Origin of the sequence: Arthrobacter sp. OAP107, assembly GCF_040546765.1 — a bacterium.
Lineage (GTDB): Bacteria > Actinomycetota > Actinomycetes > Actinomycetales > Micrococcaceae > Arthrobacter.
The window spans coordinates 1,250,481-1,277,090 of sequence record NZ_JBEPOK010000001.1; the positions used below are offsets into that span (position 1 = coordinate 1,250,481).

At 67.6% G+C, this 26,610-nt stretch carries 22 protein-coding genes and 1 pseudogene; 15 read left to right on the forward strand and 8 right to left on the reverse strand.

The genetic code is table 11. From position 1 onward, the window contains the following. The first annotated feature begins 92 nt into the window (after positions 1-92). On the forward strand, positions 93-1,133 hold the full coding sequence (gene mgrA / locus ABIE00_RS05875) for an L-glyceraldehyde 3-phosphate reductase (RefSeq protein WP_354257913.1): 1,041 nt from the start codon (positions 93-95) through the stop codon (positions 1,131-1,133). A 176-nt stretch (positions 1,134-1,309) separates the two neighbouring features. Then, complete coding sequence (locus tag ABIE00_RS05880) at positions 1,310-2,395, forward strand: inositol-3-phosphate synthase (protein WP_354257916.1); 1,086 nt, start codon at positions 1,310-1,312, stop codon at positions 2,393-2,395. A gap of 132 nt (positions 2,396-2,527) precedes the next feature. Here ABIE00_RS05880 and ABIE00_RS05885 read toward each other — a convergent pair whose 3' ends face one another. Next, a complete protein-coding gene (locus ABIE00_RS05885; RefSeq protein ID WP_354257919.1) occupies positions 2,528-3,151 on the reverse strand; it encodes a MerR family transcriptional regulator in 624 nt (207 codons plus the stop codon). A gap of 98 nt (positions 3,152-3,249) precedes the next feature. On the opposite strand from ABIE00_RS05885, the gene ABIE00_RS05890 reads away from it, so the two are divergent. Then, positions 3,250-3,786 (forward strand): DUF2306 domain-containing protein, encoded by a 537-nt coding sequence (locus ABIE00_RS05890; protein WP_354257922.1) that lies wholly within the window; start codon positions 3,250-3,252, stop codon positions 3,784-3,786. Between the two features lie 108 nt (positions 3,787-3,894). Here the strand turns inward: ABIE00_RS05890 and ABIE00_RS05895 are convergent, their stop codons facing one another. From ABIE00_RS05895 to ABIE00_RS05910, 4 genes are all read right to left on the reverse strand, one after another. After that, a complete protein-coding gene (locus ABIE00_RS05895) occupies positions 3,895-4,854 on the reverse strand; it encodes a hypothetical protein (protein WP_354257925.1) in 960 nt (319 codons plus the stop codon). Positions 4,855-5,064: 210 nt separating this feature from the next. Beyond that, on the reverse strand, positions 5,065-6,777 hold the full coding sequence (locus ABIE00_RS05900) for a formate--tetrahydrofolate ligase (RefSeq protein ID WP_354257928.1): 1,713 nt from the start codon (positions 6,775-6,777) through the stop codon (positions 5,065-5,067). Positions 6,778-6,798: 21 nt separating this feature from the next. Next, positions 6,799-8,076, reverse strand: a complete 1,278-nt coding sequence (mshA, locus tag ABIE00_RS05905) for a D-inositol-3-phosphate glycosyltransferase (protein ID WP_354257930.1) — start codon at positions 8,074-8,076, stop codon at positions 6,799-6,801. Positions 8,077-8,256: 180 nt separating this feature from the next. Continuing rightward, positions 8,257-9,711, reverse strand: a complete 1,455-nt coding sequence (locus tag ABIE00_RS05910) for a family 4 glycosyl hydrolase (protein WP_354257933.1) — start codon at positions 9,709-9,711, stop codon at positions 8,257-8,259. 126 nt (positions 9,712-9,837) lie between these two features. On the opposite strand from ABIE00_RS05910, the pseudogene ABIE00_RS05915 reads away from it, so the two are divergent. The 6 genes and pseudogenes from ABIE00_RS05915 (at position 9,838) to tsaD (ending at position 15,356) form a co-directional block, all read left to right on the forward strand. Further along, positions 9,838-10,930, forward strand: a pseudogene (locus tag ABIE00_RS05915) (carbohydrate kinase family protein). 65 nt (positions 10,931-10,995) lie between these two features. Further along, positions 10,996-12,249: an alanine racemase gene (gene alr / locus ABIE00_RS05920; protein WP_354257936.1), complete on the forward strand. Its 1,254-nt coding sequence runs from the start codon at positions 10,996-10,998 to the stop codon at positions 12,247-12,249. Continuing rightward, positions 12,246-12,884, forward strand: coding sequence for a tRNA (adenosine(37)-N6)-threonylcarbamoyltransferase complex ATPase subunit type 1 TsaE (tsaE, locus tag ABIE00_RS05925; RefSeq protein WP_354257939.1), 639 nt, complete (start codon positions 12,246-12,248; stop codon positions 12,882-12,884). Before alr ends, tsaE begins: the two co-directional genes overlap by 4 nt. Then, positions 12,884-13,555: a tRNA (adenosine(37)-N6)-threonylcarbamoyltransferase complex dimerization subunit type 1 TsaB gene (tsaB, locus tag ABIE00_RS05930; RefSeq protein WP_331575562.1), complete on the forward strand. Its 672-nt coding sequence runs from the start codon at positions 12,884-12,886 to the stop codon at positions 13,553-13,555. Before tsaE ends, tsaB begins: the two co-directional genes overlap by 1 nt. Before the next feature lie 98 nt (positions 13,556-13,653). Then, entirely contained in the window at positions 13,654-14,190 is a 537-nt protein-coding gene (rimI, locus tag ABIE00_RS05935; RefSeq protein ID WP_354263280.1) for a ribosomal protein S18-alanine N-acetyltransferase, read from the forward strand. Then, positions 14,187-15,356 (forward strand): tRNA (adenosine(37)-N6)-threonylcarbamoyltransferase complex transferase subunit TsaD, encoded by a 1,170-nt coding sequence (tsaD, locus tag ABIE00_RS05940; protein ID WP_354257943.1) that lies wholly within the window; start codon positions 14,187-14,189, stop codon positions 15,354-15,356. Before rimI ends, tsaD begins: the two co-directional genes overlap by 4 nt. Before the next feature lie 13 nt (positions 15,357-15,369). On the opposite strand, the gene ABIE00_RS05945 is transcribed toward tsaD, so the two are convergent. Next, positions 15,370-16,521, reverse strand: coding sequence for a glutamate--cysteine ligase (locus ABIE00_RS05945; RefSeq protein WP_331575566.1), 1,152 nt, complete (start codon positions 16,519-16,521; stop codon positions 15,370-15,372). 460 nt (positions 16,522-16,981) lie between these two features. On the opposite strand from ABIE00_RS05945, the gene ABIE00_RS05950 reads away from it, so the two are divergent. Together ABIE00_RS05950 and ABIE00_RS05955 are read left to right on the forward strand one after the other, a co-directional pair. Continuing rightward, positions 16,982-18,421, forward strand: a complete 1,440-nt coding sequence (locus tag ABIE00_RS05950) for a glycoside hydrolase family 3 N-terminal domain-containing protein (protein WP_354257946.1) — start codon at positions 16,982-16,984, stop codon at positions 18,419-18,421. 42 nt (positions 18,422-18,463) lie between these two features. After that, positions 18,464-19,291 (forward strand): shikimate 5-dehydrogenase, encoded by an 828-nt coding sequence (locus ABIE00_RS05955; protein WP_354257949.1) that lies wholly within the window; start codon positions 18,464-18,466, stop codon positions 19,289-19,291. A gap of 17 nt (positions 19,292-19,308) precedes the next feature. On the opposite strand, the gene ABIE00_RS05960 is transcribed toward ABIE00_RS05955, so the two are convergent. Continuing rightward, positions 19,309-20,538 carry a THUMP-like domain-containing protein gene (locus ABIE00_RS05960; RefSeq protein WP_354257952.1) on the reverse strand — a complete coding sequence of 410 codons (1,230 nt, stop codon included), beginning with the start codon at positions 20,536-20,538 and terminating at the stop codon, positions 19,309-19,311. A 54-nt stretch (positions 20,539-20,592) separates the two neighbouring features. Between ABIE00_RS05960 and ABIE00_RS05965 the strand changes: the two genes are divergently transcribed. From ABIE00_RS05965 to groL, 3 genes are all read left to right on the forward strand, one after another. Then, positions 20,593-20,994 carry a hypothetical protein gene (locus ABIE00_RS05965; protein ID WP_354257955.1) on the forward strand — a complete coding sequence of 134 codons (402 nt, stop codon included), beginning with the start codon at positions 20,593-20,595 and terminating at the stop codon, positions 20,992-20,994. A 218-nt stretch (positions 20,995-21,212) separates the two neighbouring features. Then, positions 21,213-21,506: a co-chaperone GroES gene (gene groES, locus ABIE00_RS05970; protein ID WP_003805290.1), complete on the forward strand. Its 294-nt coding sequence runs from the start codon at positions 21,213-21,215 to the stop codon at positions 21,504-21,506. Between the two features lie 85 nt (positions 21,507-21,591). Beyond that, positions 21,592-23,202, forward strand: coding sequence for a chaperonin GroEL (gene groL / locus ABIE00_RS05975; protein ID WP_354257958.1), 1,611 nt, complete (start codon positions 21,592-21,594; stop codon positions 23,200-23,202). A gap of 105 nt (positions 23,203-23,307) precedes the next feature. On the opposite strand, the gene ABIE00_RS05980 is transcribed toward groL, so the two are convergent. Beyond that, positions 23,308-24,264, reverse strand: a complete 957-nt coding sequence (locus ABIE00_RS05980; RefSeq protein WP_354257961.1) for a DUF389 domain-containing protein — start codon at positions 24,262-24,264, stop codon at positions 23,308-23,310. Between the two features lie 217 nt (positions 24,265-24,481). Here ABIE00_RS05980 and ABIE00_RS05985 point away from each other — a divergent pair, with 217 nt between their 5' ends. Continuing rightward, on the forward strand, positions 24,482-26,551 hold the full coding sequence (locus ABIE00_RS05985) for an acyltransferase family protein (protein ID WP_354263281.1): 2,070 nt from the start codon (positions 24,482-24,484) through the stop codon (positions 26,549-26,551). Positions 26,552-26,610 lie beyond the last annotated feature (59 nt).

A 26,610-nucleotide genomic window follows, 5' to 3' on the forward strand; every position in this document is an offset into this window, starting at 1 on the left:
CGGCTTTCCCGGGGAGGGGCGGCGTCCACCGCCGGTGACCGGATGGTGGACGCCCGCCCCGCAGCTCTGGCGCGGCTGGCAGGATGGAACGCATGACTTATGTGGCCCCGGACACCCGCTACGACACCATGCCCTACCGCCGCGTCGGACGCAGCGGCCTGAAACTGCCGGCCATCTCGCTGGGCCTGTGGCACAACTTCGGCGATGACAAGCGCTTCGATGAACAGCGCGCCATCCTGCGCCGGGCCTTCGACCTCGGCGTCAACCACTTCGACCTCGCGAACAACTACGGTCCGCCGGATGGCTCCGCTGAGACCAACTTCGGCAGGCACCTGCAGGACGACTTCAGGCCGTACCGTGACGAGCTGGTCATCTCCACCAAAGCCGGCTACTACATGTGGCCCGGTCCGTACGGCGAGTGGGGCTCCCGGAAGTACCTGATCTCCAGCCTGGACCAGTCGCTGCAGCGCATGGGCCTGGACTACGTGGACATCTTCTACAGCCACCGCCCGGACCCGGAGACGCCGCTGGAGGAAACCATGGGCGCGCTCGATTACGCGGTCCGTTCCGGCAAGGCCCTGTACGCCGGCATCTCCTCCTACACGCCGGAGCAGACGCTCGAGGCCGCCCGCATCCTGAAAGAGCTCGGCACCCCGCTGCTCATCCACCAGCCCAGCTACTCCATGCTGAACCGCTGGACCGAGAACGGCTCGCCCAACCTCTACGAGGCACTGGATCAGGTGGGTGCCGGGTCCATCGCGTTCTCCCCCCTGGCCCAGGGCATGCTGACCGACAGGTACCTCAACGGCATCCCGGCCGACTCCCGCGCGGCCAAGGCGAGGTTCCTCTCTGAATCGGCCCTGACCGACGAGAAGCTGGACAGGGTCCGCGGGCTGAATGCCATCGCCGCCGGCCGGGGACAGTCATTGGCCCAGATGGCCATCGCCTGGATCCTGCGCGACCAGCCCAAGGGCTCCCCGGTGACCTCCGCGCTGGTCGGGGCGTCCAGCGTCAGGCAGCTCGAGGACACCCTGGCGGCCATCAACAACCTCGAGTTCAGCGCTGACGAGCTGACGGCGATCGACGAGTTCGCCGTCGAATCCGACATCAACCTGTGGGCGCAGCCGGTCTGACCGCACCTCAAAAGTGACACGTAATCAAATGGCCGGGGCCGGCGGGAACAAAGCCGGCCCCGGCAGCGTTTGGTTAGACTGATAAGTGCGCCGCGTGGCGCGGTGCCCGTCAGCCGCCGTCGTACAGCAAGGTACAGACGCGCAGGGCACATGAAGTTTGTCCTCAAAGGAGTTCCGTGTCTTCAAATCCGATTCGTGTAGCTATCGTCGGCGTGGGCAACTGTGCCGCTTCGCTGGTTCAGGGTGTCCATTACTACCGGGATGCCGACCCCCAGGCCACGATTCCGGGTCTGATGCACGTGGAGTTCGGCAAGTACCACGTCAACGACGTGAAGTTTGTGGCCGCTTTCGACGTGGACGGCAAGAAGGTCGGCGTCGACCTGGCCGACGCGATCCTGGCCAGCGAGAACAACACGATCAAGCTTGCCGAGGTCCCGCCGACCGGCGTGACGGTCCAGCGCGGCCACACCCTGGACGGCCTGGGCCGGTACTACCTGGAGACCATCGAGCAGTCCACCGAGGAACCTGTGGACGTGGTCCAGGCCCTGAAGGACGCCCAGGCGGACGTTATGGTCTGCTACCTGCCGGTCGGTTCCCAGGAAGCCGCCGAGTTCTACGCCCAGTGCGCGATTGACGCCGGCGTGGCGTTCGTGAACGCGCTGCCCGTGTTCATCGCCGGCACCAAGGAATGGGCTGACAAGTTCACCGCCGCGGGCGTGCCGATCGTGGGTGACGACATCAAGAGCCAGATCGGCGCCACCATCACCCACCGCGTGATGGCGAAGCTGTTCGAAGACCGCGGCGTCACGCTGGACCGCACCTACCAGCTGAACGTCGGCGGCAACATGGACTTCAAGAACATGCTGGAGCGCGACCGCCTCGAGTCCAAGAAAATCTCCAAGACCCAGGCCGTCACCTCCAACGTCGAAGCCGAACTCGCAGCGAAGGACGTCCACATCGGCCCGTCCGACTACGTGCAGTGGCTCGATGACCGCAAGTGGGCCTTCGTCCGCCTCGAGGGCCGCAACTTCGGCGATGCCCCGGTATCCCTGGAATACAAGCTCGAGGTCTGGGACTCACCCAACTCGGCCGGCGTGATCATCGACGCGATCCGCGCGGCGAAGATCGGCCTGGACCGCGGCATCGGCGGCCCGCTGACCTCCGCGTCGAGCTACTTCATGAAGTCCCCGCCGGAGCAGTTCAACGACGACCTCGCCCGCGAGAAGGTCGAGGCCTTCATCCGCGGTGACCTCGACCGCTAAACGCTCTCGCACTTCCTGCAGGTTTTCACCGGACGCTTGCTCAGATCCTGTCGGTTCTGACCGGACGCTTCCTCACCTTTTGCGGGTTTTGACGCGATGCTTCCTCACCTTCGGGTGCGGGAGCATCGCCATTTAAGCGTGCTCTTCATAGCGTCGGATTGCATGGCTTGCCTGCGCGAGCGCCAGCAGCTTCAGGACCAGCTGCCCGTGCAGGTGCATGCCCACGGCCGCCGTCATGATCAGCTCATTGACGTCGTCCGGCGCCGTGGTGGCCGAAATGTCCACTGCGGCTATGGCATCCACCGCCCGGCTGTAGGCGTCGAGCAGGTCACCGGGCACCCGCACACCGAGACTTTCCATCCGGGCCAAATGGGCATTGAGCGAATTTCTGGCGTCGCTCGGCACGTCCGGCCAGTTCCGGGAACGCACGACGGCGTCACCCCCCGGTGTGTGCAAGTCGCCTTGCGCTGTACTCACCTCATCGAGGCCCAGCACCGTGCACTGGACCGCAGCCAAGAGTTCAAGGCGGGGAACGCCGCCGTCGGCCATCCTGAGCAGGGACCTGATCTGGGCGAGGTTCAACCCGACCACGCGCCTTAGCGCCTGGATGAGTTCCAGCCGGCTCACGTGCTTTTCTGAATACTCCGCCCGGGTGGCGTGCACCGAACGGCCCGCAGGCAGCAGCCCTTCGCGAAGGTAGAACTTGATGCTGGCGGGAGAGACTCCCGTCCGCTCACTTAGTTCCTTCAGCTGCATGTCCGCTCCATTCCCCGGCGCCAGGCCTCCCTTGGATAGCTGCCGCCGCGCCGGCTATCTTGATGTACACCGCTGGATAGTGCTCCTATCCTAGGGGCATGGAGCCTTGGAATGTATTGCTTGCCAGCCATGTCATTGCCGCCCTCTTTGTCCTCGCCATAGGTCCGGTCCAGATCCTTCGGCGCCGCCGTGACCGGATCCACCGCACTATGGGACATTTGTGGGTTGCGGCCATGTACTACGTCTGCTTCAGCAGCTTCAGGATCGTCAGCCACGGACAATTCAGCTGGCTTCACGGGCTGTCGGCGTTCACGATCGTGACCGTCACGCTCGGTCTCATCGCTGCCGTCCGCAGGAACATCCCGGCGCATCGGGGCAACATGATCGGCAGCTACATCGGCATCGCGGTGGCGTTCGGCTTCGCCATCTCCGTGCCCGGCCGCGCGATTCCGCGCCTCCTGGCCGAGGATCTGCCGACTGCCCTGTACGTCGCCGCCCTGGTGGCGGTCAGCGTCGCCGTCGTCTTCACCTCGCTCCGCCGCGGCGGGGGCTCGGGGAACGTGTCCGCCTCAAAGGGTCAAGATGTGAGGCCTGCCGGGCGTGCAGCCGACGTGCCTGCAAAGGTGGACGGGTAGCCGTCGGTTATCCATACAGCGCCCGCACCCCTAGGGACGCTCGATCAGTTCCTGCAAGATTTGATGCGATCCTCTATCACTTCCTGCAGAGATGACGGCCACCCTCTCTCACCAGGGGCCGGCAAAGCCAGATGCGTGAGGATGGTCCAGCTGCGCCATTCGTCTTGCCCGCTTTATCCGGATGATCGCCCCATGGAAACCCTCGTCGAGGTCGTCCTTCCTTACCGTCAGTACGGTCCATCCCGCGGCCTCGAAAGCTTTGTCTCGTCGTCTGTCACGAAAGATCTGAGCCTCGGCGAGGTGATGACCGCCGTCGTACTGAATGGCGATCCGCTGGGCACGGTATCCGAGATCGGCCGACGGCGACAACGGGTCGCCGCTTCTCAGCGTGAGTTGGAGGTCGGGTTCAGGGAGTCCGGCGTCCACCATCGCCAGACGAAGCATTGATTCAGGTGCCGAGTCTGCACCCACCCGCATCAGGTTCAGTGCCGCCCTGGCACGGACAATGCCCTGCAGATTGGGGTGCCGCAGAACCAGGGAACGTAAACCGTTCAGGGTATCGAAAGGCTGGGCCCGGCCCTCGAATTCCATTCGTGGAATACGGATTATCTGGTCACCCATGCACACCAAATCCCGCAGCGGCAGTCTCCGTGCCAAATCCAGCCATGTCCGTGACCGGCTGCTGATATGGATGCCGTCGACTGTCTCAATCTCGTCTTCTTCCGCCAGCAGGGTATGGCCAAGCACTCCCTTACGACGTACCGAGGGCAGCCGCTTCGGCTTGCTCAAATGTAGTTCCGTGGAGTCCGACAGCCATGGCGGCAGCACTTGGCATCGGAGCCGCGCCGCAGTGACGTGTGAGATCCAAGCGCCCGGAGAGGCTTCTGACAGCGCCCGCGCCGCCGCTTCCAGATCAAAGTCCCAGTCCCACGGGCGGTAAAGTCCGCGCCCCACATGAATCACATCCCGACGCCGCAGCCGTGACGCGGGGATGCCTTCGGTCCGAGCCGAGTCGAAGGTGAACGGGGCTGACGATAATCGGGGAGGTAAGCCGTCGCGCGTTTCCATGCAGGCATTGTGACCCATATTGAGGAACGCCGCAGAAGTTATCCACAGGCGACAGGGGTGAGAGAGGGTCCCGGGAAAACCGGCAGGAAGTGAGAGAGGATCCGGGATATACCGGTAGGGAATGAGAGAGGGATGCCGGAAAACCGGCAGGAAGTGAGAGCGGATCGGCAGGGAGGGTTGGGGTTGGAGCGACGGGAAGTGAGGAGGCGTCTAGAAGAGGCCGACCGGACTGCCGGCGTCGTCCACGTCCATCCGCATTGCCGCGGGTACGGCGGGAAGGCCGGGCATGGTCATGACCGCTCCGGTCAGGGCCACAATGAAGCCTGCTCCGGTCTTGGGGATGAGGTCACGCACATGGATGGTGAACCCCTTGGGCGCTCCCAGCCGTGTGGCGTCGTCCGTGAACGAGTACTGCGTTTTCGCCATGCAGACCGGCAACCCGGACCAGCCGTTCTTCTCGATGTCCGCCAGCCGGCGCAGTGCAGGTACCGAGAAGTCCACGCCGTCGGCCCCGTAGATTTCCTGGACGATGGTGCGGATCTTGTCCTCCACCGACATATCCAGCGGGTAGAGATGCCGGAACGACGACGGCCCGCTGACCGCAGCGGCGACCTTGGCAGCCAGCTCATCACCGCCGTCGCCCCCTCCGCCGCGTCCCCAGATATCCGCCACGGAGGCCTGGATGCCCTCGCCGGCGCACCAGCCGAGCAGCCAGTCGAGCTCCGCCTGGGTGTCGGAGGGGAACTTGTTGATCGCCACCACCGGCGCCACACCGAACCGCTCCACATTCCGGACGTGCCGGCGCAGGTTCACCACACCCGCCTCGACGGCCTCAACGTTGGGCTCGTTCAGCCGGTCCTTGGAAACCCCGCCCTGCATCTTGAGCGCGCGAACGGTCGCCACCACCACGACGGCGGCCGGCGCCACATCGGCGACCCGCGCCTTGATGTCCATGAACTTTTCGGCGCCGAGGTCGGCCCCGAATCCAGCCTCAGTCACCACGATGTCGGCCAGCCGCCGTGCGGTCTGCGTGGCGATCAGCGAGTTGCACCCGTGGGCAATGTTCGCGAACGGCCCGCCATGGACCAGTGCGGGGGTGCCGGCGATGGTCTGGACGAGGTTCGGTTTGATCGCGTCCTTCAGCAGCAGCGTCAGCGCTCCCTGCACGCCGAGGTCCGCCACGGTAACCGGCGTCCGGTCGTAGGTGTAACCGAAGGTGATGCGGCCCAGCCGGTCCCGCAGGTCGGCTATGTCGGTGGCGAGGCAGAAGACCGCCATGATTTCCGAGGCGACGGTGATGTCGAAGCCGTCCTGGCGCGGGACGCCTTGGGCGGGGCCGCCAAGTCCGATGACGATCTCGCGGAGGGAGCGGTCATTCATGTCCAGGACCCGCTTAAACGTCATGCGGCGCGGGTCGATGTTCAGTTCGTTGCCCTGGTAGATGTGGTTGTCCACGAGGGCCATGAGGGCATTGTTGGCGGACGTCACGGCGTGGAAGTCGCCGGTGAAATGCAGGTTGATCTCGTCCATGGGCAGCACCTGGGAGAGGCCGCCGCCCGTGGCTCCGCCCTTCATTCCGAGGATGGGGCCGAGCGAGGGCTCCCGCAGCGCGACCATTACCTTGTGGCCCGCCCTGGCAAGGGAGTCCGCCAGTCCCACGGTCGTGGTTGATTTTCCTTCCCCCGCCGGGGTGGGCGACATCGCCGAGACCAGCACCACCTTTCCGGCGGGTGCGGGGGCTGACAGCTTCGCGGGGTCGATCTTGGCCTTGTACCGGCCGTAGTGCTCGACCGCCCCGGCATCGATGCCGGCAGCCGCGGCGATTTCCTCGATGGGCCGCAGCACTGCCCTTCGGGCAATGTCCAGGTCGCTCAGGGGAGTGCTGCTCTGGCCTGTACCGCTCAGGGGAGTGCTGTCAGACATCGTTGTCCTTTCAGGATGGTTTTAGCCCGTGAGCCGCGTCCCGTAGACGGCTGCCATGGGGTGGCTGGAGGCATGTTCGTCGACGGCCGCGTGGTAGCTGTCGAGGGTGATGGCGGCGGTGCGCTGCCAGCCGGAGTTTGCGGCGTGGATGGCGGCGGCGGTCCCCATGTTATGCCGGGTGTCGGGGTCGTCATGGAGGGCTTCGAGGGCGTCGGCCCAGTCTGCGGCGCGGTGGCCGTCCACGAGGAGACCGGTGCGGCGGTGGCTGACCGCGCGGGTGAGCCCGCCGACGCGGGTGGCGAGGACGGGGGTGCCGCAGGCCTGGGCCTCGAGCGCGACCAGTCCGAAGGACTCGCTGTAGGAGGGCATGACGACGACGTCGGCCGCCCGGAACCAGCCGGCAAGTTCAGGTGCGCTGACGGGCGGGTGGTGGGTGACGACGTCGTCGAGTCCGGCGGCACTGACGAGGGAATTGAGGTTGAAGTCCTTGGCTCCGCTGAGCGCACCGAGGATGGTGAGTCTGAGGTCGATGTCGGGGCGGCGGCGACGCAGCAGTGCGGCGGCCTTGAGCAGGATCTGGGGGCCCTTGAGGCGTTGGATCCGGCCGGCGAAGAGCAGGTGGAAAGTGCCGGGGGCGACGCCGTGGGCGGTGCGGGACCGGGCGCGGAACGCGGGGGTGAAGACGGAGAGGTCCACGCCGGGGGGTGCTACGTCGATGTGGTCGAAATCGGCATCGTAATGGGAGACGAGTTCGGCGGCTTCGGCGGTGGTGTTGGCGATGAGGCGGGTGGCGCCGTCGACGATGCGGTGTTCGCCGTCTTCGCGGCGGCGCGGTTCGGGTTGTTCGCCGGAATGCAGGAGGAGGTTCTTGACCTTGGCCATGGTGTGCATGGTGTGCACGAGCGGGATGTTCCAGAGGGCGGAGAGTTCCAGGCCGGCGACGCCGGAGACCCAGTAGTGGGAGTGGATGAGGTCGTATCGTCCGTGCGGCTGCTGGGCGCGGACACGCTCGATTTCGGCGACCATGCTGTGCAGCAGCTCGGGGAGTTCTTCCTTGGGCAGCTTGCGGGGCGGGCCGGCCATGACGTTGTGGACGCAGACGCCGGGGTCCGGGTGTTCGACCGCAGGCTGGCCGGCGGCTGTGGAGCGGGTGAAGACCTCCACTTCGATGCCGGTTTCGGCCAGGGCGGAGGCAAGGCCGCGGATGTAGACGTTCATGCCGCCGGCGTCCCCGGAACCGGGCTGTTCCATGGGGGAGGTATGCAGCGACAGGAAAGCCACTCGCTTGATGACGGACATGGCCCTCCCTCCTCTCCGTACTGCGGGAACTTCGTCGGATAAAACACTACTCCTCAACGCTCAGCGAAACGGTGGCGCTGGAACTCCTGCCAACGTCGCGTCCCACACGCCAGCGCGGGCGGCCAGCGGATGTAGCACGGCACTGCTAAAACCCGTCCGGCGCTTTAGCGCTGTACGGGCTCAGTGCCGCCACAACGCGGCCAACTCCGGGAACGCATCCTCGTAGCCGGCGAGCAGCCCAGCAGCCAGCCCAGAGGAACCGACCAAGGGGTGAGCCGCGAATGCGTCCAGCGCCGCATCACGGTCGCCCGTGCAGGCAGCACGGACAGTGAGCAGCTCCACCTCCTTTACCTGCTGCAGGAGGCCGAGTTGCGGTTCGGCCGGCCGGTCCTGCGGGATGGGCACCGCCCCTTCCGGCGTGACCGTGCAGGGAACTTCGACGACGGCGTCCCCCGGCAGCCCGGGAATCGCGGCCTGGGAGCCGGCGGCCCCCGCAAGCCGTCCGGTGGAGTTCGGGGTATTGAGGATCAGCTGGGTAGCCGCCCGTGCGCCGCCACCGCCCGCCAGCGCCCGCATCACCGCCAGCGCCACCTGCTCGTAGCCGCCGCCGGCAAGGTCCTCGGGGTCCCGCGCCTCACCGCCGGACCTGGCTTCGGCCAGGTACCCCTCCTCGCGGGACCGCCGCGCCGCCTCCCACAAGCCGTAGGCGTCGTCTCCGGCGCCGGCCAGCCGCGGATACAGCTCCGCCTGCTGGCCGTGGATCGACTCACCGCGCGTCTTCGCCAGAGCCCGCATGCCTGACGCCGCGCGCGCCGTCTCGTAGTAATAGAACAGGTATTCGTTTGGCAGCAGCCCCAGGTTGCGCAGGAACGGCTGTGGAAACAGCCGGCCCTCCTCAAAGCTGGCCAGCGCCGCGGCATCGGCCAGCAGGCCGGGGAGGACATCCCGGCCGCCGCTCTCAAGCCGGTACAGCCAACCGAGATGGTTCAGCCCGTAGTAGCCCACGCCGTCGAGCTTGTCCGCCGGCAGCGGCACGCCGGCCGCATTGGCGGCGCGGTGCACCAGGGCACTCGCGGAATCACAGATGCCGATCACCTTCCGGCCCAGCAGGGGAACCAGCGCCTCGGTGACCATCCCCGCCGGGTTGGTGAAGTTGACCAGCCACGCGTCCGGGCAGTGCGTCCGCATGCCGGCGGCCAGCTCCAGCATGGCCGGGATGGACCGCAGCGCGTACGAGATGCCACCCGCGCCGGTGGTTTCCTGTCCCAGCAGCCCGAGCTCCTGTGCCACCCGTTCGTCGGCGACCCGGCCGGCCGTTCCGCCCGGACGGATGGCGGCGAACACCACATCCGTCCCGTCGAGTGCCTGGGCGAGGGACGTTGTGGACGTCACCACGGGCGGACGGGTGGAGGAACGTCCGACGGCGGAACTTCCGTCCCCCGCGCCGCTCACCTCCGGTGACCGGCTGATTTCCGAAGGCATGGACCGAAGCACGGCCTCGATGGCAGCCAGGCGGCCGCCGTCGACGTCGTACAGCACCACCTCACTGACCAGGCCGGAATAGGGCCCGGAACAGAGGGCACGGTAAACGAGGGGAACCCGGAATCCGCCGCCGCCGGCGATCATGAGCCGCATGGCAGGAGTCTATGCGCCGCAACCGGCGACAAGCCCCGGACGGCGGAGCGGCACAGAGCCCGGACGCGTCCCCACCCCCACATCGCGGGGTTTCAACGCCAAGGTACACAGCGTAATGTGCCGAACATGGAGGCGAATCCCGCACGCCGGTTCGACCCCCTCGCTGCCGTCCGTACGCAGGCTGCGGGGGAGTTCGACCTGCTGCTGGCGGGGACCGTTTTTCAGGACATCATCTTCACCGGGCTGCCGCACGCGCCCGAACCCGGAACGGAAATCTGGAGCGAGGGAATGGGCAGCTGCCCCGGCGGCGTGGCCAACCAGGCCATCGCGGCGGCGCGCCTTGGCCTGCGGACGGGTCTGGCGGCGGCCTTCGGCGACGACGGCTACGGCGATTACAACTGGAAGATTCTGGACCGGCAGGAGCACGTGGACCTGTCCCTGTCCCGCCGGGTGGCGGGCTGGCACTCGCCCGTGACCGTCTCCCTCAGCGTGAACCACGACCGCTCGATGGTCACGCACGGGCACCCCGCACCGGTGACCTCCTCCGAAATGATTGGGGATCCGCCCCGCTCGCTGGCTGCCGTGGCGGACCTCGGCCATGAGCTGGAGCCCTGGGCGCTCGCGGCGCACAGGGAGGGCGTGAAGCTGTTCGGCGACGTCGGCTGGGACCCCACCGGCGAATGGGCCCACGCGCGGCTTGCGAACCTGCAGTACTTCCATGCCTTCATGCCCAACCAGCGCGAGGCCATGGCCTTCACCGGCAAAGACGATCCATGGGCGGCGCTGTACTCCCTGGCGGACCGGGTGCCGCGTGGCGGTGGTGACGCTGGGGGCGCAGGGGGCCGTGGCAGTGGACTCCGAATCCGGCGAGGAGGAGTGGGTGCCGTCGCTGCCTGTGGCCGCCTTCGATCCGACCGGCGCCGGGGACTGCTTCGGGGCCGCGTTCATCGTCGGGAGCCTGGCGGGGTGGCCGCTCAGCGACCGGCTCCGTTTCGCCAACCTCTGCGCGGCACTGGCCGTGCAGGAGGTGGGCGGTTCCCTCGCAGCACCCGGCTGGGGAGACATCGCCGACTGGTGGAAACGCGCCAACGCCCGGCCGGAACGCCGCGGCAGCCAGTGGCTCCGCCGCTATTCCTTCCTCGCCGACATCGTCAGGGACGTTCCGCAGGAAGCCCCACGGCGCGCGGCCGCCACCATCGCGCACCTCTCGGACGCCTGAGCAGGAATTCACGCCGTTTTCCGGGCAATTATTCGGCCCGAAGTGCCAGCACTAGAATCAGTAGAGTGATTTATCCAGCAGCAACAGGTGACCGCCCGGCAGTTACGGGCCCGGCCGGGACGTTCCACGCATACGACCGGACGGCCCATGAGCGCTCCGCCGTCATCGATCTCGAGGCCATCCGGCACAACGTCCGGCGGCTTGCCGCAGCCGCCGAGCCGGCCAAGGTGATGGCGGTGGTCAAGGCTGATGCCTACGGCCACGGCGCCGTGCCCGTGGCCCGTGCGGCCCTCGAGGCAGGCGCCAGCTGGCTGGGCGTGGCGCACATCTCCGAGGCGCTGGCACTGCGCGCCGCGGGCATCGAAGCCCCGCTGCTCGCCTGGCTGCACACCCCGGAAAGCAACTTCGGCGCGGCGGTTGCTGCCGGCGTCGATATCGGGTGCTCCGGCTGGGAGCTGGAACAGATCGTGGCCGCCGCCCGGGAACAGGAACGGCCGGCCCGCGTCCACCTCAAAGTCGATACGGGGCTTGGCCGCAACGGTGCCACCATCGAGGTGTGGGACCGGCTGGTTGGTGAAGCCGTGGAATACCAGGACCAGGGCCTGCTGCGTGTGGTGGGCATCTTTTCCCACCTTGCCGTGGCCGACGAACCCGAGCGTCCGGAAACCGATGACCAGCTCGCTGCGTTCCGCGAGGTCCTGGCCATCGCCGAGGATGCGGGCGTGGACCCCGAAGTCCGCCACCTGGCCAATACCCCGGCCACGCTGTCCCGGCCGGACACGCACTTCGACCTGGTCCGTGCAGGGCTGGGAATCTACGGCCTCTCGCCCTTCGAGGGGCAGACCTCCGCGGAACTGGGCCTCCGCCCGGCAATGACCCTGCGCACCGTCGTGTCCCACTGCAAGGACGTGCACTCCGGCCAGGGCGTCTCCTACGGCTTCAACTACCGCACCTCCGGCGAGAGCACGCTGGGGCTCATCCCGCTCGGCTATGCCGATGGCGTACCCCGCGTCGCCACCGGCGGCCCCGTTCGCGTGGAGGGTGTCACCTACCCCGTGGTGGGACGGATCGCGATGGACCAGATGGTGATCGACCTTGGCCCGCTCGACGTGAGCCGGGGCGGCCACAGCGTCCTCGGGGCAGAGGCGGTCCTGTTCGGTGAGGGTGCCGACGGCGGCCCCACGGCCGATGACTGGGCCCGCGCCGCCGGCACCAATAACTACGAGATCGTCACCCGTATCAGCCCCCGCGTGCCCCGCACCTACATCAACGAATCGCCCGTGACCGAAGTGGCAGCGACCGAAACGCCGGCGCCATGAGCGTTCCGGAAAACGGTCGCGTTCCGGAAAACGGTCGCCTTGCGGAGAACGGCGGCATTCCGGAAACCGGAAACACTCCGCTGTGGGTCCAGACCCTGACGGTCACGACGGCGGACCAGACCCACGCGCTCGGTGCGGCCCTGGCGCAGGTGCTCCGGGCGGGGGACCTCCTGGTGCTGACGGGAGAACTGGGCGCCGGCAAGACGACCTTTACGAAAGGCCTGGGCGAAGGCCTGGGCGTCCGCGAGGGCATCATTTCCCCCACCTTCGTGCTGGTGCGCATCCACCCGAACCTCCCCGACGGGCCGCGTCCTGGCGGGCCCGACCTGGTGCACGTGGACGCGTACCGGCTGGGATCGGCGTCGGAAATTGACGACATCGACCTGGAGAACACGCTGGACTCTGCCGTGACCGTCGTGGAGTGGGGCCGGGACCGCGTGGAGCACCTGACCGAGAGCCGGCTCGAGGTGGAACTGCACCGCCAGCTTGGCGGCGCCGCCGCGGCCCACCGGACGGGGAACGGCGCCCTGGATTTCGAGTCGGAGGACGACGACGAGCCCCGCACCATCATCATCCGCGGCTTCGGGCCGCGCTGGTCCGAACAGCCCGTTCTGGCCGCGGAAGGAATCTCCTGATGCTCATTCTTGCCATCGACACCTCAGCCGTGGCCAGCGCCGCGCTGGTATCCGACGACGCCCTGGAGGGCGTGGTGGGCAGCTTCTCCACCGAGGACACGAGGAGCCACGCCGAGGTCCTCGCCCCCGGAATCGAGCGCCTGCTCGCGGACGCCGGCGTGACCGGAGCGGACATCGACGCGATCGTGGTGGGCGTTGGTCCCGGCCCGTTCACCGGGCTCCGGTCCGGCATTGCGACGGCGCGTACGCTCGCCTTTGTCTGGAACACGCCGCTGCACGGCATGATGAGCCTCGACGCCGTCGCCCTCGAGGTGGCCGAATCCACCAACGCGCCGGCCGAGTTCCTTGTGGCCACGGACGCCCGGCGCAAAGAGGTCTACTGGGCGCGCTACACCCTGGCCGCGGGCCAGCTGCCAAAGCTCACGGATGGGCCGCACGTGGGCTTCGCCGCTGACCTGCCCGACCTGCCTGCTTACGGCGCGGGCGCAGGGCTGTACCCCGACGACGTGCGCGCGGATCCGGACTTCAGCACCGAACAGCCGGACGCGCTCTACCTGGGGCAGTTCGCGCTGGCGAGGCTGGAATCCGGCGAGGAACTCCTGGACTCCACACCACTGTATCTTCGTGAATCCGACGCCCAGGTCCCCGGCCCCCGGAAGCGTGCCCTGTGAACCTGCTGCCCGAACCAGCCGGAGCCTCCGGCATTCCAACGCCCGGCACCGCGCCCGTCCTGCCCCGCCGGCTGGACTCGGGCGTGACCATCCGCGACATGCTCCCTGACGACATCCCGGCCGTCCACGAACTGGAGGTACGGCTGTTCCCGGTGGACGCGTGGCCGCTGCAGATGTTCTGGGATGAACTGGTGCAGCCGGAGACGCGCCGGTACTTGGTGGCCGAGGGACCGGATGGCATCGTCGGCTACGCGGGACTGATGTGCGTGGAGCCGATCGCCGACGTCCAGACCATCGCCGTCGTCCCCGAATATGAGGGCAAGGGCATCGGCACAGCGCTCCTCACCGACCTGATCGCCGAGGGGCGGCGCCGCGGCGCAGCCGACATCCTGCTCGAGGTCCGCGCCGACAACCCCCGGGCCCAGCAGCTGTACGTCCGCTTCGGCTTCGAGCAGATCCACGTGCGGAAGAAGTACTACCGCGACGGCGTGGACGCCCTGATCATGCGGCTCCAGCTGGAGGACGTGCTGGCTGTGCACCAGGACATCGTGCACGACGCCGGACCCCGGCCCGGGCAGACCGACGAAGCCGGCCGCGCCGGCGAAACCGCTCCGACGGAGGCAGACCAGAAATGAACCGCTCGCAGCCGCTAGTCCTCGGCATTGAGTCCTCGTGCGACGAAACGGGCGTGGGCATCGTCCGCGGCGCCGACCTCCTGACCAACACGGTGTCCTCGTCGATGGAGGAACACGTCCGGTTTGGCGGCGTGATCCCGGAAATCGCCTCGCGCGCCCACCTGGATGCCTTCGTTCCTGCCCTGCGGGCCGCACTGGCCGAGGCGGACGTGACGCTGGACGAGATCGACGCCATCGCGGTGACGTCCGGTCCGGGGCTGGCCGGCGCGCTGATGGTGGGCGTGTGCGCCGCGAAGGCGCTCGCCGTCGCCACCGGCAAACCGCTCTATGCCATCAACCACCTGGTGGCCCACGTGGGGGTCGGCCTCCTCAACTCCCGCCCCGGCATCGGAACAGGAACCGAGGCCGGCGCCGCCGCAAAACCGGTACTGCCCGAAAACCTCGGCGCCCTGCTGGTGTCCGGCGGCCACACCGAGATCCTGCGCATCCGCAGCATCACTGACGACGTCGAGCTGCTGGGTTCCACCATCGACGACGCCGCCGGCGAGGCGTACGACAAGGTCGCCAGGATCCTGGGTCTGGGTTACCCCGGCGGCCCGGCCATTGACCGGCTGGCGCGCGAGGGGAACGCCAAGGCCATCCGGTTCCCGCGCGGACTGACGCAGCCCAAGTACATGGGCACCGCGGAGGAGCCCGGCCGGCACCGCTACGACTGGTCGTTCAGCGGCCTGAAGACCGCGGTGGCCCGGTGCGTCGAACAGTTCGAGGCCGCCGGCGATCCCGTGCCCGTGGCGGACATCGCCGCGGCGTTCCAGGAAGCCGTGGTGGATGTCATCACCTCCAAGGCGGTGCTGGCCTGCCGGGAGCGTGGCATCACGGACGTGCTGCTGGGCGGGGGCGTGGCAGCCAATTCGCGGCTGCGGCAACTGACCGAACAGCGCTGCTCCGCCGCGGGCATCACACTGCACGTTCCGCCGCTGGATCTGTGTACGGACAACGGCGCGATGGTGGCCGCACTTGGCGCGCAGCTGGTCATGGCCGGCATTGAACCCAGCGGAATTAATTTCGCGCCCGACTCGTCCATGCCGGTCACCACGGTTTCCGCGCCGAGTAGGACGCAGAACAGGGCGTTCTCGGCGCTGGGAACGCCCTCAACTGCTACCTAGTTGGGTGGGCGCCCTACGCGGTGGGACCGTTCCGCATCTGCTTCACGAGGTCGAGGACGACGGCCTGCAGGTTTCCGCCGCTTTCGGCGGCCACGCGGCGCTGGCGCTGGTACCCGGCGCCGCGGCTGATGATCTTCTCGACGTCGGCCAGCTCATCCAGGCAGCCCAGCTTCGCAGCGATGGGTTCGAGCCGGTTGAGCGTCTCCAGCAGGTGGTCGGTGACGAGCTGCTCGTTGCCCTCGGCGTCGAGGATGATGATGGCGTCCATGCCGTAGCGGGCGGCCCGCCACTTGTTCTCCTGGACGTGCCACGGCGGCATGGTGGGAATGCTGCCGCCGGCGTCGAGGATGGTGGAGAATTCGTGGACCAGGCATTGCGTCAGGGCCGCCACGGCGCCCACTTCCTCGAGCGTGGCCAGGCCGTCACAGATGCGCATCTCGATGGTGCCGAGGGCCGGCACCGGGCGGATGTCCCAGCGGATCTCGGAGATGGTGTCGATCACGCCGGTGGTGAACATGTCCTGGACGTAGGACTCGTATTCCTCCCAGCTGGCGAACTGGAACGGCAGGCCCGCCGTCGGCAGCTGCTGGAACATCAGGGCCCGCTGCGAGGCGTAGCCGGTGTCCTCGCCGCCCCAGAACGGGCTTGATGCGGACAGGGCCTGGAAATGCGGGAAGTAGTTGACCAGGCCGTCAAGCACGGGCAGCACCTTGTCCCGCCGGTCCAGGCCGACATGGACGTGCACCCCGTAGATCACCATCTGCCGGCCCCACCACTGAGTGCGGTCGATCAGCTTGGCGTAGCGTTCTTTGTCCGTGACCGGCTGCAGCTGCGGCGGGCTGAACGGGTGGCTCCCGGCGCAGAACACTTCGACGCCCATCGGGTCCGTGACTTCACGGACGGCGGCCAGGGAACGGGCGAGGTCTTCCTTCGCTTCCGCGGCCGTCTCGCAGATGCCGGTGACCAGCTCCACGGTATTGAGCAGCAGCTCCTGCTTGATGTGCGGGTGCTCGTCATCCTCGTTCAGCTCGGGGTGCCGGGCCACGACCCCACGCAGGACCTCATTGGCCACCGATGAAAGTTCACCGGTCTGCGCATCCACCAGCGCGAGTTCCCATTCCACACCAAGAGTTGATTGCCTGGATGAAGCGAAATCAATCTTCATGTGTTCCTCGCTGTGTGCTGACGTGGGTCCGGTTGCCGTCCGTTCCTGGCGAACGGCTGGCAGGGGAACGGTCATCCAAGTCTAGTGCAGGGGTAGCATCGAGTTGATGGCTTGGCTACACAGGGCGCGTGAGAGTCTTCACACAACCAGCCGCCCCCAAACCCCCAGGAAACATTCCGGCATTGCATGCCCGCGGACTGCGGCGGCGCTCGCGGCGCTGTTCGCTGTTGCGTCGTGCACGGCGCCCCCGTCACCCGGGCCGGGACAAAGCACGACGACGGCGCCCGCGCCTTCCGCTTCCGGCGCACCGAAGCCGCCACAGACGGCGCAGACAGGCACGCCCCGGACAGGCGCCCAAAGCCCGTCCCCGTCCGCGGCAAAGCCCGCGAAGGAAACCGCGGCGCTGGGCTGGGGCCCGCAGCAGCGGGACGCCGACGCTGCCGCCGCGGCAGTGGCGAAAATGACCCTGCAGGAGAAGGCCGGGCAGGTGCTCCTGCCCTTCTACACCGGCCTCAACCATGAAGCCCAGGCCGCCATGGTGGAACGCCTGCACCTTGCGGGGTCGATGATCATGGCCGACAACGTGCCCGGAACAGCCACCGGCCTGGTGGACGTCCCGGCCCTGGCCGGAGTGACGCGCAGGCTGGACCAGGCGTCCCGTTCAGGAGGCCGCACCTGGCCCGGCCTGATCGGCGTCGACCAGGAAGGCGGAGCAGTCAGCCGCGTCGGCGCCCCGCTGACCCGTTGGCCCACCCCGATGAGCTACGGCGCCGCGGGCAGCGTGCCGCTGGCCGCCGAGGCCGGCACCGGGCTGGCGGCGGAACTCGCGCCGCTGGGCTTCACGGTGGACTTCGCACCCGCGGCCGACGTCACGATCGGCCCCGCCGATCCAACGATCGGCGCGCGGTCCATGTCCGCTGACCCCCGGGCCGCGGCATCGCTCAGTGCCGGGTTCGCCAAAGGCATGCTGGCCGGCGGGGTGCTGCCCACCGTCAAACACTTTCCCGGGCACGGTTCCGTGACCACCGATTCCCACAAGGGCCTCCCGGTCCAGAACGCCACCCTCGCTCAGCTCAAGGCGCGGGACTGGAAACCGTTCCAGTCCGCGGTCAAGGCAGGTGCGCCCATGATCATGACCGGCCACATCGCCGCTAGGGCCCTGGAGCCGGGCATGCCCGCGTCCCTGTCGAAGGCAACCTACAAGGCGCTCCGCGGCCTGGGCTTCAAGGGCGTGGCCGTCACGGACGGGCTGAACATGGGCGCGGTGGCCGGCCGCTACCCCCGAGGATCGGCGGCACCGGCCGCGCTGGCAGCCGGGGCCGACCTGCTGCTGATGCCGGCGGACGCAGCCGCCGCCCATGCCGCTATAGTCCGTGCTGTCACCGAGGGAAAGCTCCCGCTGTCGCGCCTCGAGGACGCGGCCCGCCGCGTGGTGACCATGATGATCTGGCGCGGGCGCACTGCCCGGCCGAAACCTCCGGCAGCACCGGGAAACGCAGAGGCCCTGTCCGCGAAAATTTCGGCCCGGGCCATCACCTTGGTGGCCGGCCGGTGCAACAGCGCTTTAGTCGGCGGCCAAGTGCGGGTGACAGGGGGCTCACCGGTGGACCGGGCCCGCTTTGCCGCCGCGGCCAGGGACGCCGGGATCACGCTGGGGACGACGGGTCCGCTGGTCAGCCTGATCGGCTACGGCGCCGGCCCCGCCAAGGGCGATATTGCGGTGGCCCTGGACGCGCCGTGGCCCCTGGCACAGTCCCTCGCACCGACCAAGATCGCCCTCTACGGCCGGACGCCCGGAGCGTACAAGGCGCTGCTGGCTGTCCTGGCGGGGAAGGCCACCGCACCCGGAAAGCTGCCGGCCGCCGTCGGGCCTTACCGGCCCGGCACCGGCTGCAAGTGACTGCGGCCGGTAATAAAGGCAGCGCCGCCGTTTAATGGAGGGGTGCCGATTCTGAATAAAGACATGACCCTGTGCATCTCCCTCTCGGCCCGGCCGAGCAACAACGGGACCCGCTTCCACAACCACCTGTACGACCAGCTGGGCCTGAACTGGATCTACAAGGCCTTCGCGCCCACCGATCTGGCCCAGGCGATCGCGGGCGTCCGCGGCCTGGGGATCCGGGGCTGCGCCGTTTCCATGCCCTACAAGGAGGACGTGATCGCCCTGGTGGATGCCATGGACCCGTCCGCGAAGGCCATCGACTCCGTCAACACCATCGTCAATGACGGCGGCCGCCTGACCGCCTACAACACGGACTACACGGCAATCGAACAGCTGCTGCAGCGCAACTTCGTACCGGCGGAGTCAAAGGTACTGCTCAAGGGCGCGGGCGGCATGGCCAAGGCCACGGCCGCAGCCCTGCGCGACGCCGGGTTCAAGGACGTGACCATCATCGCCCGCAACGAAGCCACCGGCCGGGCGCTCGCAGACCTCTACGGCTTCACCTGGCGCGCGGAGCTCGGCGCCGGCCCGGAGGCCACCGCGGACATGGTCATCAACGTCACGCCCGTGGGAATGGCCGGGGGGCCGGAAGCCGATGCGTTGTCCTTCCCCGCCGAGACCATCGAGGCCGCCAAAGTCGTGTTCGACGTCGTGGCCCTGCCCGCTGAAACGCCGCTCATCAAGGCAGCGCGGGAGGCCGGTAAACAGGTCATCACCGGCGCCGAAGTGGCCACCATCCAGGCGCTGGAGCAGTTCGTGCTGTACACGGGCATCCGTCCCACGGACGAGCAGGTCCGGGACGCCGAGGCGTTCGTCCGCGCCCAGTAGGCAGCGCGGCCCGGCAGCTACACAGGCTCCACGGAGACAGCCACTCTTTCTTCCCCGATCCGGGTGAGGACCAGGGTGGCTGTCTTTTTGCCCGCCGCCTTGCCCGCGCCTTTGCCCCCGGGCAGCAGCTGCTTGCGCAGCTCCTCCGGGGTGACGGACGTGCCCCGCTTCTTGATGTCCAGAACGCCGACGCCGTTCTCCCGGACCCAGGTTTTGAGCGCCTTGACGTTGAACGGCATGACCTCCAGGACCCGGTAGGCCCGGGCAAACGGAGTATCCAGCAGTTCCGGGGCGCAGATGTAGGCGATGTGCTCGTCCACGAGGTGGCCGCCCAGGTCCAGGGCGAGGTCCGCCACGAGCCCGGCACGGATGACGGCGCCGTCCGGCTCGTACAGGAAACCCTCCACTGGCCCGACGGGGGCAACGGGGCCGCCGTCGAACTCCTCCCCGCTGGTGAGTTCCGCCGCGCCCGCCGCGCCGATGACAAGCGCGGCCCGGCGGATGCCGGCCCGGGCCACGGCGTTGAACCACAGCGTGACCTCCGTGACGTCGCCGCCCACCGAGACCCACTGCGCCTCACAGCCGGCAGGCACCGAATCGTGCGGCATGCCCGGCCCCATCTTCACGCCGACGGCCCGCCCCGCGGCGGCCAGCGACTCCACGAAGGACAGCGGGGGAGAGAACGCCTCGGGGTCCCAGATCCGCTTGGTGCCGGATGTGGTGGTGGTGCGCCGGGCGGGGTCCAGCCAGACGCCGGCCCCGTCCTCCAGCGCCACCGACGTCGCGTCCGAATGGACCACCGTGGCGTGCGGGAAGGGGATGAGGTTGATCGTGGCGCAGGCGGCGGTGGTCTCGTCGACCTCCACCGCGGTCACGGCGATGTCCAGTGACGCCAGGGCCATGGCATCCGCGCCGAGCCCGCAGCCGAGGTCCGCAACGTGGCGGACGCCCGCCTGGGCAAAGCGCTGTGCGTGCCGGGCTGCGACGTTGAGCCGAGTGGCCTGCTCCAGTCCGGCCTGGGTGAAGAGCATCTGCCGGGCAAACTCGCCGAACTTGGCCTCGGCCCGGGTCCGGAGCCGTGACTGCGTCAGCACGGCGGACACGAGTTCGGGGGAGTGGCCGGCCTTGCGCAGGCTTGAGCTGAGGGTGAAGGAGCGGCCCTCCCGGTAGGGTCCGAGCGAGGCCAGCAGCTCCCATCCTTCTTCTGTGAGGAGCGGGGCAATCTGGTCCTGCGGTGCGTCAGACATGGGAACAAGCCTAGTGGAGCGGCCGGCCGCCCTCTTCCCGATAGGGTGGTCTGAATGGAATCCAGCGAAACGCCAACCCCCGGTCAGCCCGAAAGCACCAACCCCGGCCCGGTGCAGCATAGCCGCCTGGTCCGGTATGCACGCCCGGTGCTGATCGGCGGCGCCGTTATCGCCGTCGTCTGTCTTGTCCTGCTGGTGATCATCTTCCTGCTGGACTCCTTCAACGCCACTGTCTACTCGGTGGGCGGCAAGAACATCAGCGACGCCACCGAGGAAGCCCGGCAGATCCGGGACCTGTACCTGGGGGCGCGTGTAGGCGGCATCGTGGTCCTCATCGTGTCGGCCGTGATCGCGGCGGCGGCCGCCGTCGTGCTTGTCCGCGACCAGCGAAACGCGGGGGACGGGGACGCCGACGGCGGCGAGGACCTGGGGTTTGACGAGCTTGCCGGGCGCTGAACGAAAGGCATGCGGGAGTTACGGCAGATGAAATTCTGGCACTCGCCTTGACCGAGTGCTAACCCCTTACATAGAGTCATCATTAGCACTCTCCCTAGGAGGGTGCTAACACACGAAGAGCTGCCAGCCTGGCTGCTGCCGGCACCGCGACGACGGTCTGCCGCCAAGGCGCAACAGTTTTTACTGTCCATGAATTTTGACGAAAAGGAGAGGTCCGAGTGTCGGTCTCTATTAAGCCTCTTGAGGATCGCATTGTTGTCCGCCCGCTCGAAGCCGAGCAGACCACGGCTTCCGGCCTGGTCATCCCGGACTCCGCGCAGGAGAAGCCGCAGGAAGGCGAAGTTGTTGCAGTAGGCCCCGGCCGCTTCGAAGACGGCAACCGCGTACCGGTCGACGTAGCCGTTGGCGACGTCGTCATCTACTCCAAGTACGGCGGAACCGAAGTCAAGACCGGCGGCACCGAGTACCTCGTGCTCTCCGCCCGCGACGTTCTGGCGATCGTCGTAAAGTAACTCTTTGGATCCCCGTGCCGCCGTCCGCGTCTGATTTCTGTCTGACCGGGCGGCTGCACGGGGTTCTGTCTTGAAAGGACAAACCATGGCAAAGCAGCTTGCGTTTAACGACGCTGCCCGCCGGTCGCTTGAAGCCGGCATCGACAAGCTCGCCAACACGGTTAAGGTGACGCTTGGTCCCCGCGGCCGCAACGTCGTGCTGGACAAGAAGTGGGGCGCCCCCACCATCACCAACGACGGCGTGACCATCGCCCGGGAAATCGAGCTGGACGACCCGTACGAGAACCTTGGCGCCCAGTTGGCCAAGGAAGTCGCCACCAAGACGAACGACGTCGCCGGTGACGGCACCACCACCGCAACCGTGCTCGCCCAGGCACTGGTCAAGGAAGGCCTGCGCAACGTTGCCGCCGGCGCCGCTCCGGGCCAGATCAAGCGCGGCATCGAGGTCTCCGTCGAGGCCATCGCAGCCCGCCTGCTGGAGAACGCCCGTCCGGTCGAGGGCACCCAGGTGGCCAACGTTGCCGCCATCTCCGCCCAGAGCGACGAGGTGGGCGAACTGCTCGCCGAGGCATTCGGCAAGGTTGGCAAGGATGGCGTGATCACCATTGAGGAATCCTCCACCACGCAGACCGAGCTGGTTCTCACCGAAGGCATGCAGTTCGACAAGGGCTACCTGTCCCCGTACTTCATCACCGACACCGAACGCCAGGAAGCGGTCCTCGAGGACGCCCTCATCCTGATCAACCAGGGCAAGATCTCCTCCGTGCAGGAATTCCTGCCGCTGCTGGAGAAGGCGCTGCAGAGCTCCAAGCCGCTGTTCATCATCGCCGAGGACGTCGACGGCGAGGCCCTGTCCACGCTGATCGTCAACCGCATCCGCGGCACCCTGAACGTGGTTGCCGTCAAGGCTCCGGGCTTCGGTGACCGCCGCAAGGCCATGCTGCAGGACATCGCGACGCTGACCGGCGCCCAGGTTGTGTCCCCGGAACTGGGCCTGAGCCTGGACTCCGTGGGCCTCGAGGTGCTGGGTACCGCCCGCCGCATCACGGTGACCAAGGACAACACCACCATCGTCGACGGCGCAGGTTCGGCCGAAGACGTATCGGCACGTGTTGCCCAACTGCGTGCAGAACTGACCCGCACCGATTCCGACTGGGACCGGGAAAAGCTGCAGGAACGCCTGGCCAAGCTGGCCGGCGGCATCGGCGTGATCAAGGTTGGCGCAGCCACCGAGGTTGAGCTGAAGGAAAAGAAGCACCGCATCGAGGATGCAGTGTCCTCCACCCGCGCCGCCCTCGAAGAAGGCATCGTGGCCGGTGGCGGTTCCGCCCTGATCCACGCGCTGAAGGCACTCGACGAGGACCCTGCCGTCACGGCTCTGGAAGGTGACGCGGCTGCCGCCGTCGGCATCGTCCGCCGTGCACTGGTCCAGCCGCTGCGCTGGATCGCCCAGAACGCCGGCCACGACGGCTACGTTGTGGCCGCCCGGGTTGCCGAGCAGGACAACAACCACGGCTTCAACGCCAAGTCCGGCGAGTACGAGGACCTGATTGCCGCTGGCGTCATCGACCCCGTCAAGGTCACCCGTGCAGCCCTGCGCAACGCGGCTTCCATCGCCGCGCTGGTGCTCACCACCGAAACCCTCGTGGCCGAGAAGCCCGCCGAGGAAGACCAGCACGCAGGCCACAGCCACTAGGCTGCAGCCCGCTCCCGCGGTGTCACAGGGAGGCCCGTCCAGCTATTGCTGGCCGGGCCTCCTTGCGTTTCCCTGGCCCAGGCGCCTTGCGTTTAGGGTCCGGTGCTAGCGCCGCGCACGAAGGGCCTGCCGCCGCAGCCGGAGCGCGTCGCCGTCGGGAAGCCGCTTGGTGACCAACCGGTAAAAGTACAGGACCCCGACGGCGGCGGCCACGATGCCGCCAAGGTTCACCAGCAACTGCAGGGCCGACCCGGCCGCCTTGCTGAATTCGCCAAGGACCAGCGCCACCGCTACGAAGCCGGCCGCGGGCACGGTGGTCACAGAAATAAAGACGCCGATCAGGGCGGCCGAGCGCCCGCTGATGACCGAGAGCATCCCGGCGGCACCGGCGAGGACGGCCACGATCAGCGAAAACGGTCCCGGGTGGTAGATGAACTCGGCCGCCGAGGCCCGGTCCAGCACGTCCCGCGGAAAGAGGCCCAGCGGCAGGGCCAGCCAGGTGATCAGCGCTGTGATCAGCATGGCCGCGGGGAAGCCCACGCCCAGGGCAACCGCCGCCCGCCCGCCGAGCCTCCAGTTTCGGCGCACCACGGCAACCGCCAGCGCAGCGAGCGGTCCGAACTCAGGCCCCACGGCCATGGCACCGACGATTGCGATGGTGGAGTCCGTCACGATGCCGATCGCTGCGAGCAGGGTGGCCAGCACAAGGAACGACAGGAGGGTCCAGCTGAGCCGGGACTCCTCACCGGTCTGCCGCGAGACCTCGTCCCAGATAACCGTGTCGGCGCCTTCTCCGGGGGCAGTCTCCTCGGCCCTGTCGGCCCTGTCGGAAAGAACCAGGTCCGGAGCTGTAAGGGCAATGGAACCGACCCTTTCAACGTTCAGGGCGCGGAGTTTCTCCATCAGCTCCTCGACCGATTCCCGGGCCACATGCACCAGGACCACGTCGCCTTTGGGAAGGATCGAAGCAGCCGTGTGCAGTGCTACCTCGGCTGTGCCGGCCTGCTGCTGGCACAGGTCTGCCACGAGGGTGGTCAGTTCGGCTGGTACGCAAATCCGCATCTGGACGATCACCTGACACTCCAATCCACGCACCAAATCCCCTTAGGCACCGACTCTATAGTGCCCAGGAAACCGGAACCCGCCCTGCTGAGACGCCGGTCACCCCCGGCGCGTTTGATTCGTCTCGAATGTCACGAATCGGTAACATAGGTGCTTTGTGCTGCCGTTTGAGGGGTTATCTGTGCCAGAAGCGAGATCGACGGACCCGCTGAAAAGCATGCCGCGCGAGGAGCCGGCGGGAAAAGAAAACCGTGAGCCGAGAGCTGCCCGGCTGAAAGCCAAGCCGGGCTACCGGCCCGAGGTCCAGGGCCTCCGCGCCCTGGCGGTGCTCATGGTGGTCACCTACCACGTCTGGCTTGGCCGGGTTTCCGGCGGCGTGGATATCTTCCTGCTCATCTCCGCGTTCCTGCTGACCCTGTCCTTCGTCCGCAAGGTGGAGAAGGGCACGCCGTTGCGGCTCGTGAGCCACTGGCTGCACCTCTTCAAGCGGCTGATCCCGGCCGCCGTCGTCGTGATTCTTGGTGTGCTGGCCGGAACCTGGCTGGTCCTGCCGCAGAGCCGCTGGCCCGACGTCCTCAACGAGGCCTGGGCATCCCTCCTCTACGGGCAGAACTGGCTGCTGGCCAACACCGCAGTGGACTACTACGCGCAGGACCACTCCGGGGCCAGCCCGCTCCAGCACTTCTGGTCGCTCTCCATCCAGGGCCAGGTCTTCATTCTCTGGCCCCTCATCTTCGCCGGCTCCGCCCTCGTGTGGCGGCTGCTGCGGCGCCGCCGGGACGTCAGCTACCGGACCGTCCTGATGGTTGCCTTCGGCGGCATCTTCATCGCTTCCCTGGTGTTCTCGATCGACCAGACGGCCAGCAACCAGGCGTACGCCTACTTCGACACCCGGACCCGGCTGTGGGAGTTCGCGCTGGGATCGCTGCTGGCCCTGGCACTGCCCTACCTGAAACCGGGCAAGGCACTGCGCGTGGTGCTGGGCTGGGCCGGGCTCGCCGCCATGATTTCCTGCGGCCTGCTCCTCACCGTGGACCGGTCCTTCCCGGGCTTCATCGCACTGTGGCCCACGCTGGCCGCGGCTGCCATCATCGTCGCCGGGCAAAGCGGCAGCCGGTTCGGCGTGGACCGGATCCTGTGCTCCAAGCCCCTCGTAGGCCTGGGGGACAACTCGTATGCCCTGTACCTCTGGCACTGGCCGGTCCTGGTGCTCTCACTTGCAGCCACCGGCATCGAAAAGCCCAACCTGGTCCAGGGCCTCGCCATCGTGGCAGGTTCAGTGGTCCTGGCCGTACTGACCACCCGCTTCGTCGAGAAGCCCCTGCGCGAGTGGCACTGGCCGCAGCTGCGGGCCTGGCGCACCGCCGTCGTGATTGTTGCCTGCGGTGCCCTGCTGGCCGGGCCGGTTGCGCTGTGGCAGACCAGACTGAACGCCGAGGAAGCAGCCGCAGCGGCGCAGCCGCGCGAGCTGACTCCGGGTGCTGCCGCGCTGGCGCCGGAAAACGCCGGCAAGCCGACGCCGGACGCCACCGTGATTCCGGCCCCTGCCGCCATGAAAAACGAGTGGGCGGACATAGACGGGCTGTGCACCGACGAAAACGTCCCCAGCGACCCGCTGCTCAACGGCTGCCTGCAGAACAGCAAGCCGGACAAGGTGACCAAACGGATCGTGGTGCTCGGTGACTCGCACGCCCAGCAGTACATGGCCGCGCTCGGGCCCATCGCCAGGGACCACGGCTGGGAGGTGGTCACCCTCCTGAAGGGGAACTGCCGGTTTGGCGCCGAATCCACGGAACGGGAGGCCGACTGCAATGCCTTTAACAAGGCCAGCGCCGCGTACGTCATGGAGCACAAGCCGGACGCCGTGTTCACAGTGGCGTCCCTCACGCACAAGGAAGCCCCGTTCGAAACCGAGGTGCCCGGCTACCTGGAGGGCATCAAGCCGTTCACCGATGCCGGAATAGACGTGGTGGGCGTCAGGGACAACCCCCGCTTCGCCATCAACATGCCTGAATGCGTCCAGAAGTACGGCACCGACGCGGCGGAGTGCAACCCGCCGCTGGGAGAATCCCTTGCCGCCAAGTCCCCGCTGGATGCATACCGGGGCAAGGTGGACGGGCTGCATCTGATGGACATGAGCGACTTCATCTGCGCGGGCGGCATCTGCCCGGCCGTGGTGGGCAACGTCTACGTCTACAAGGACGACAACCACCTCACCAAGACCTACGTGCAGTCCATGATTCCGATGTTCGAGAAGAGGCTCCTGGCGTCCACGGGGTGGAAGTAGCGTGCCCTTGCTCACAGTGCCGCTGCGGAATATGGGGATCGCCGCCAAGGTTCTAGTAT

What these genes read in the sequence shown, in the direction of transcription:
- mgrA (WP_354257913.1), top strand. Translation starts at nt 93, where the DNA reads ATGACTTATGTGGCCCCGGACACCCGCTACGACACCATGCCCTACCGC.
- ABIE00_RS05885 (WP_354257919.1), bottom strand. Translation starts at nt 3,151, where the DNA reads ATGCAGCTGAAGGAACTAAGTGAGCGGACGGGAGTCTCTCCCGCCAGC.
- ABIE00_RS05890 (WP_354257922.1), top strand. Translation starts at nt 3,250, where the DNA reads ATGGAGCCTTGGAATGTATTGCTTGCCAGCCATGTCATTGCCGCCCTC.
- ABIE00_RS05895 (WP_354257925.1), bottom strand. Translation starts at nt 4,854, where the DNA reads ATGGAAACGCGCGACGGCTTACCTCCCCGATTATCGTCAGCCCCGTTC.
- ABIE00_RS05900 (WP_354257928.1), bottom strand. Translation starts at nt 6,777, where the DNA reads ATGTCTGACAGCACTCCCCTGAGCGGTACAGGCCAGAGCAGCACTCCC.
- mshA (WP_354257930.1), bottom strand. Translation starts at nt 8,076, where the DNA reads ATGTCCGTCATCAAGCGAGTGGCTTTCCTGTCGCTGCATACCTCCCCC.
- ABIE00_RS05910 (WP_354257933.1), bottom strand. Translation starts at nt 9,711, where the DNA reads ATGCGGCTCATGATCGCCGGCGGCGGCGGATTCCGGGTTCCCCTCGTT.
- tsaE (WP_354257939.1), top strand. Translation starts at nt 12,246, where the DNA reads ATGAGCGTTCCGGAAAACGGTCGCGTTCCGGAAAACGGTCGCCTTGCG.
- tsaB (WP_331575562.1), top strand. Translation starts at nt 12,884, where the DNA reads ATGCTCATTCTTGCCATCGACACCTCAGCCGTGGCCAGCGCCGCGCTG.
- rimI (WP_354263280.1), top strand. Translation starts at nt 13,654, where the DNA reads ATGCTCCCTGACGACATCCCGGCCGTCCACGAACTGGAGGTACGGCTG.
- tsaD (WP_354257943.1), top strand. Translation starts at nt 14,187, where the DNA reads ATGAACCGCTCGCAGCCGCTAGTCCTCGGCATTGAGTCCTCGTGCGAC.
- ABIE00_RS05945 (WP_331575566.1), bottom strand. Translation starts at nt 16,521, where the DNA reads ATGAAGATTGATTTCGCTTCATCCAGGCAATCAACTCTTGGTGTGGAA.
- ABIE00_RS05950 (WP_354257946.1), top strand. Translation starts at nt 16,982, where the DNA reads ATGACCCTGCAGGAGAAGGCCGGGCAGGTGCTCCTGCCCTTCTACACC.
- ABIE00_RS05960 (WP_354257952.1), bottom strand. Translation starts at nt 20,538, where the DNA reads ATGTCTGACGCACCGCAGGACCAGATTGCCCCGCTCCTCACAGAAGAA.
- ABIE00_RS05965 (WP_354257955.1), top strand. Translation starts at nt 20,593, where the DNA reads ATGGAATCCAGCGAAACGCCAACCCCCGGTCAGCCCGAAAGCACCAAC.
- groL (WP_354257958.1), top strand. Translation starts at nt 21,592, where the DNA reads ATGGCAAAGCAGCTTGCGTTTAACGACGCTGCCCGCCGGTCGCTTGAA.
- ABIE00_RS05980 (WP_354257961.1), bottom strand. Translation starts at nt 24,264, where the DNA reads ATGCGGATTTGCGTACCAGCCGAACTGACCACCCTCGTGGCAGACCTG.
- ABIE00_RS05985 (WP_354263281.1), top strand. Translation starts at nt 24,482, where the DNA reads ATGCCGCGCGAGGAGCCGGCGGGAAAAGAAAACCGTGAGCCGAGAGCT.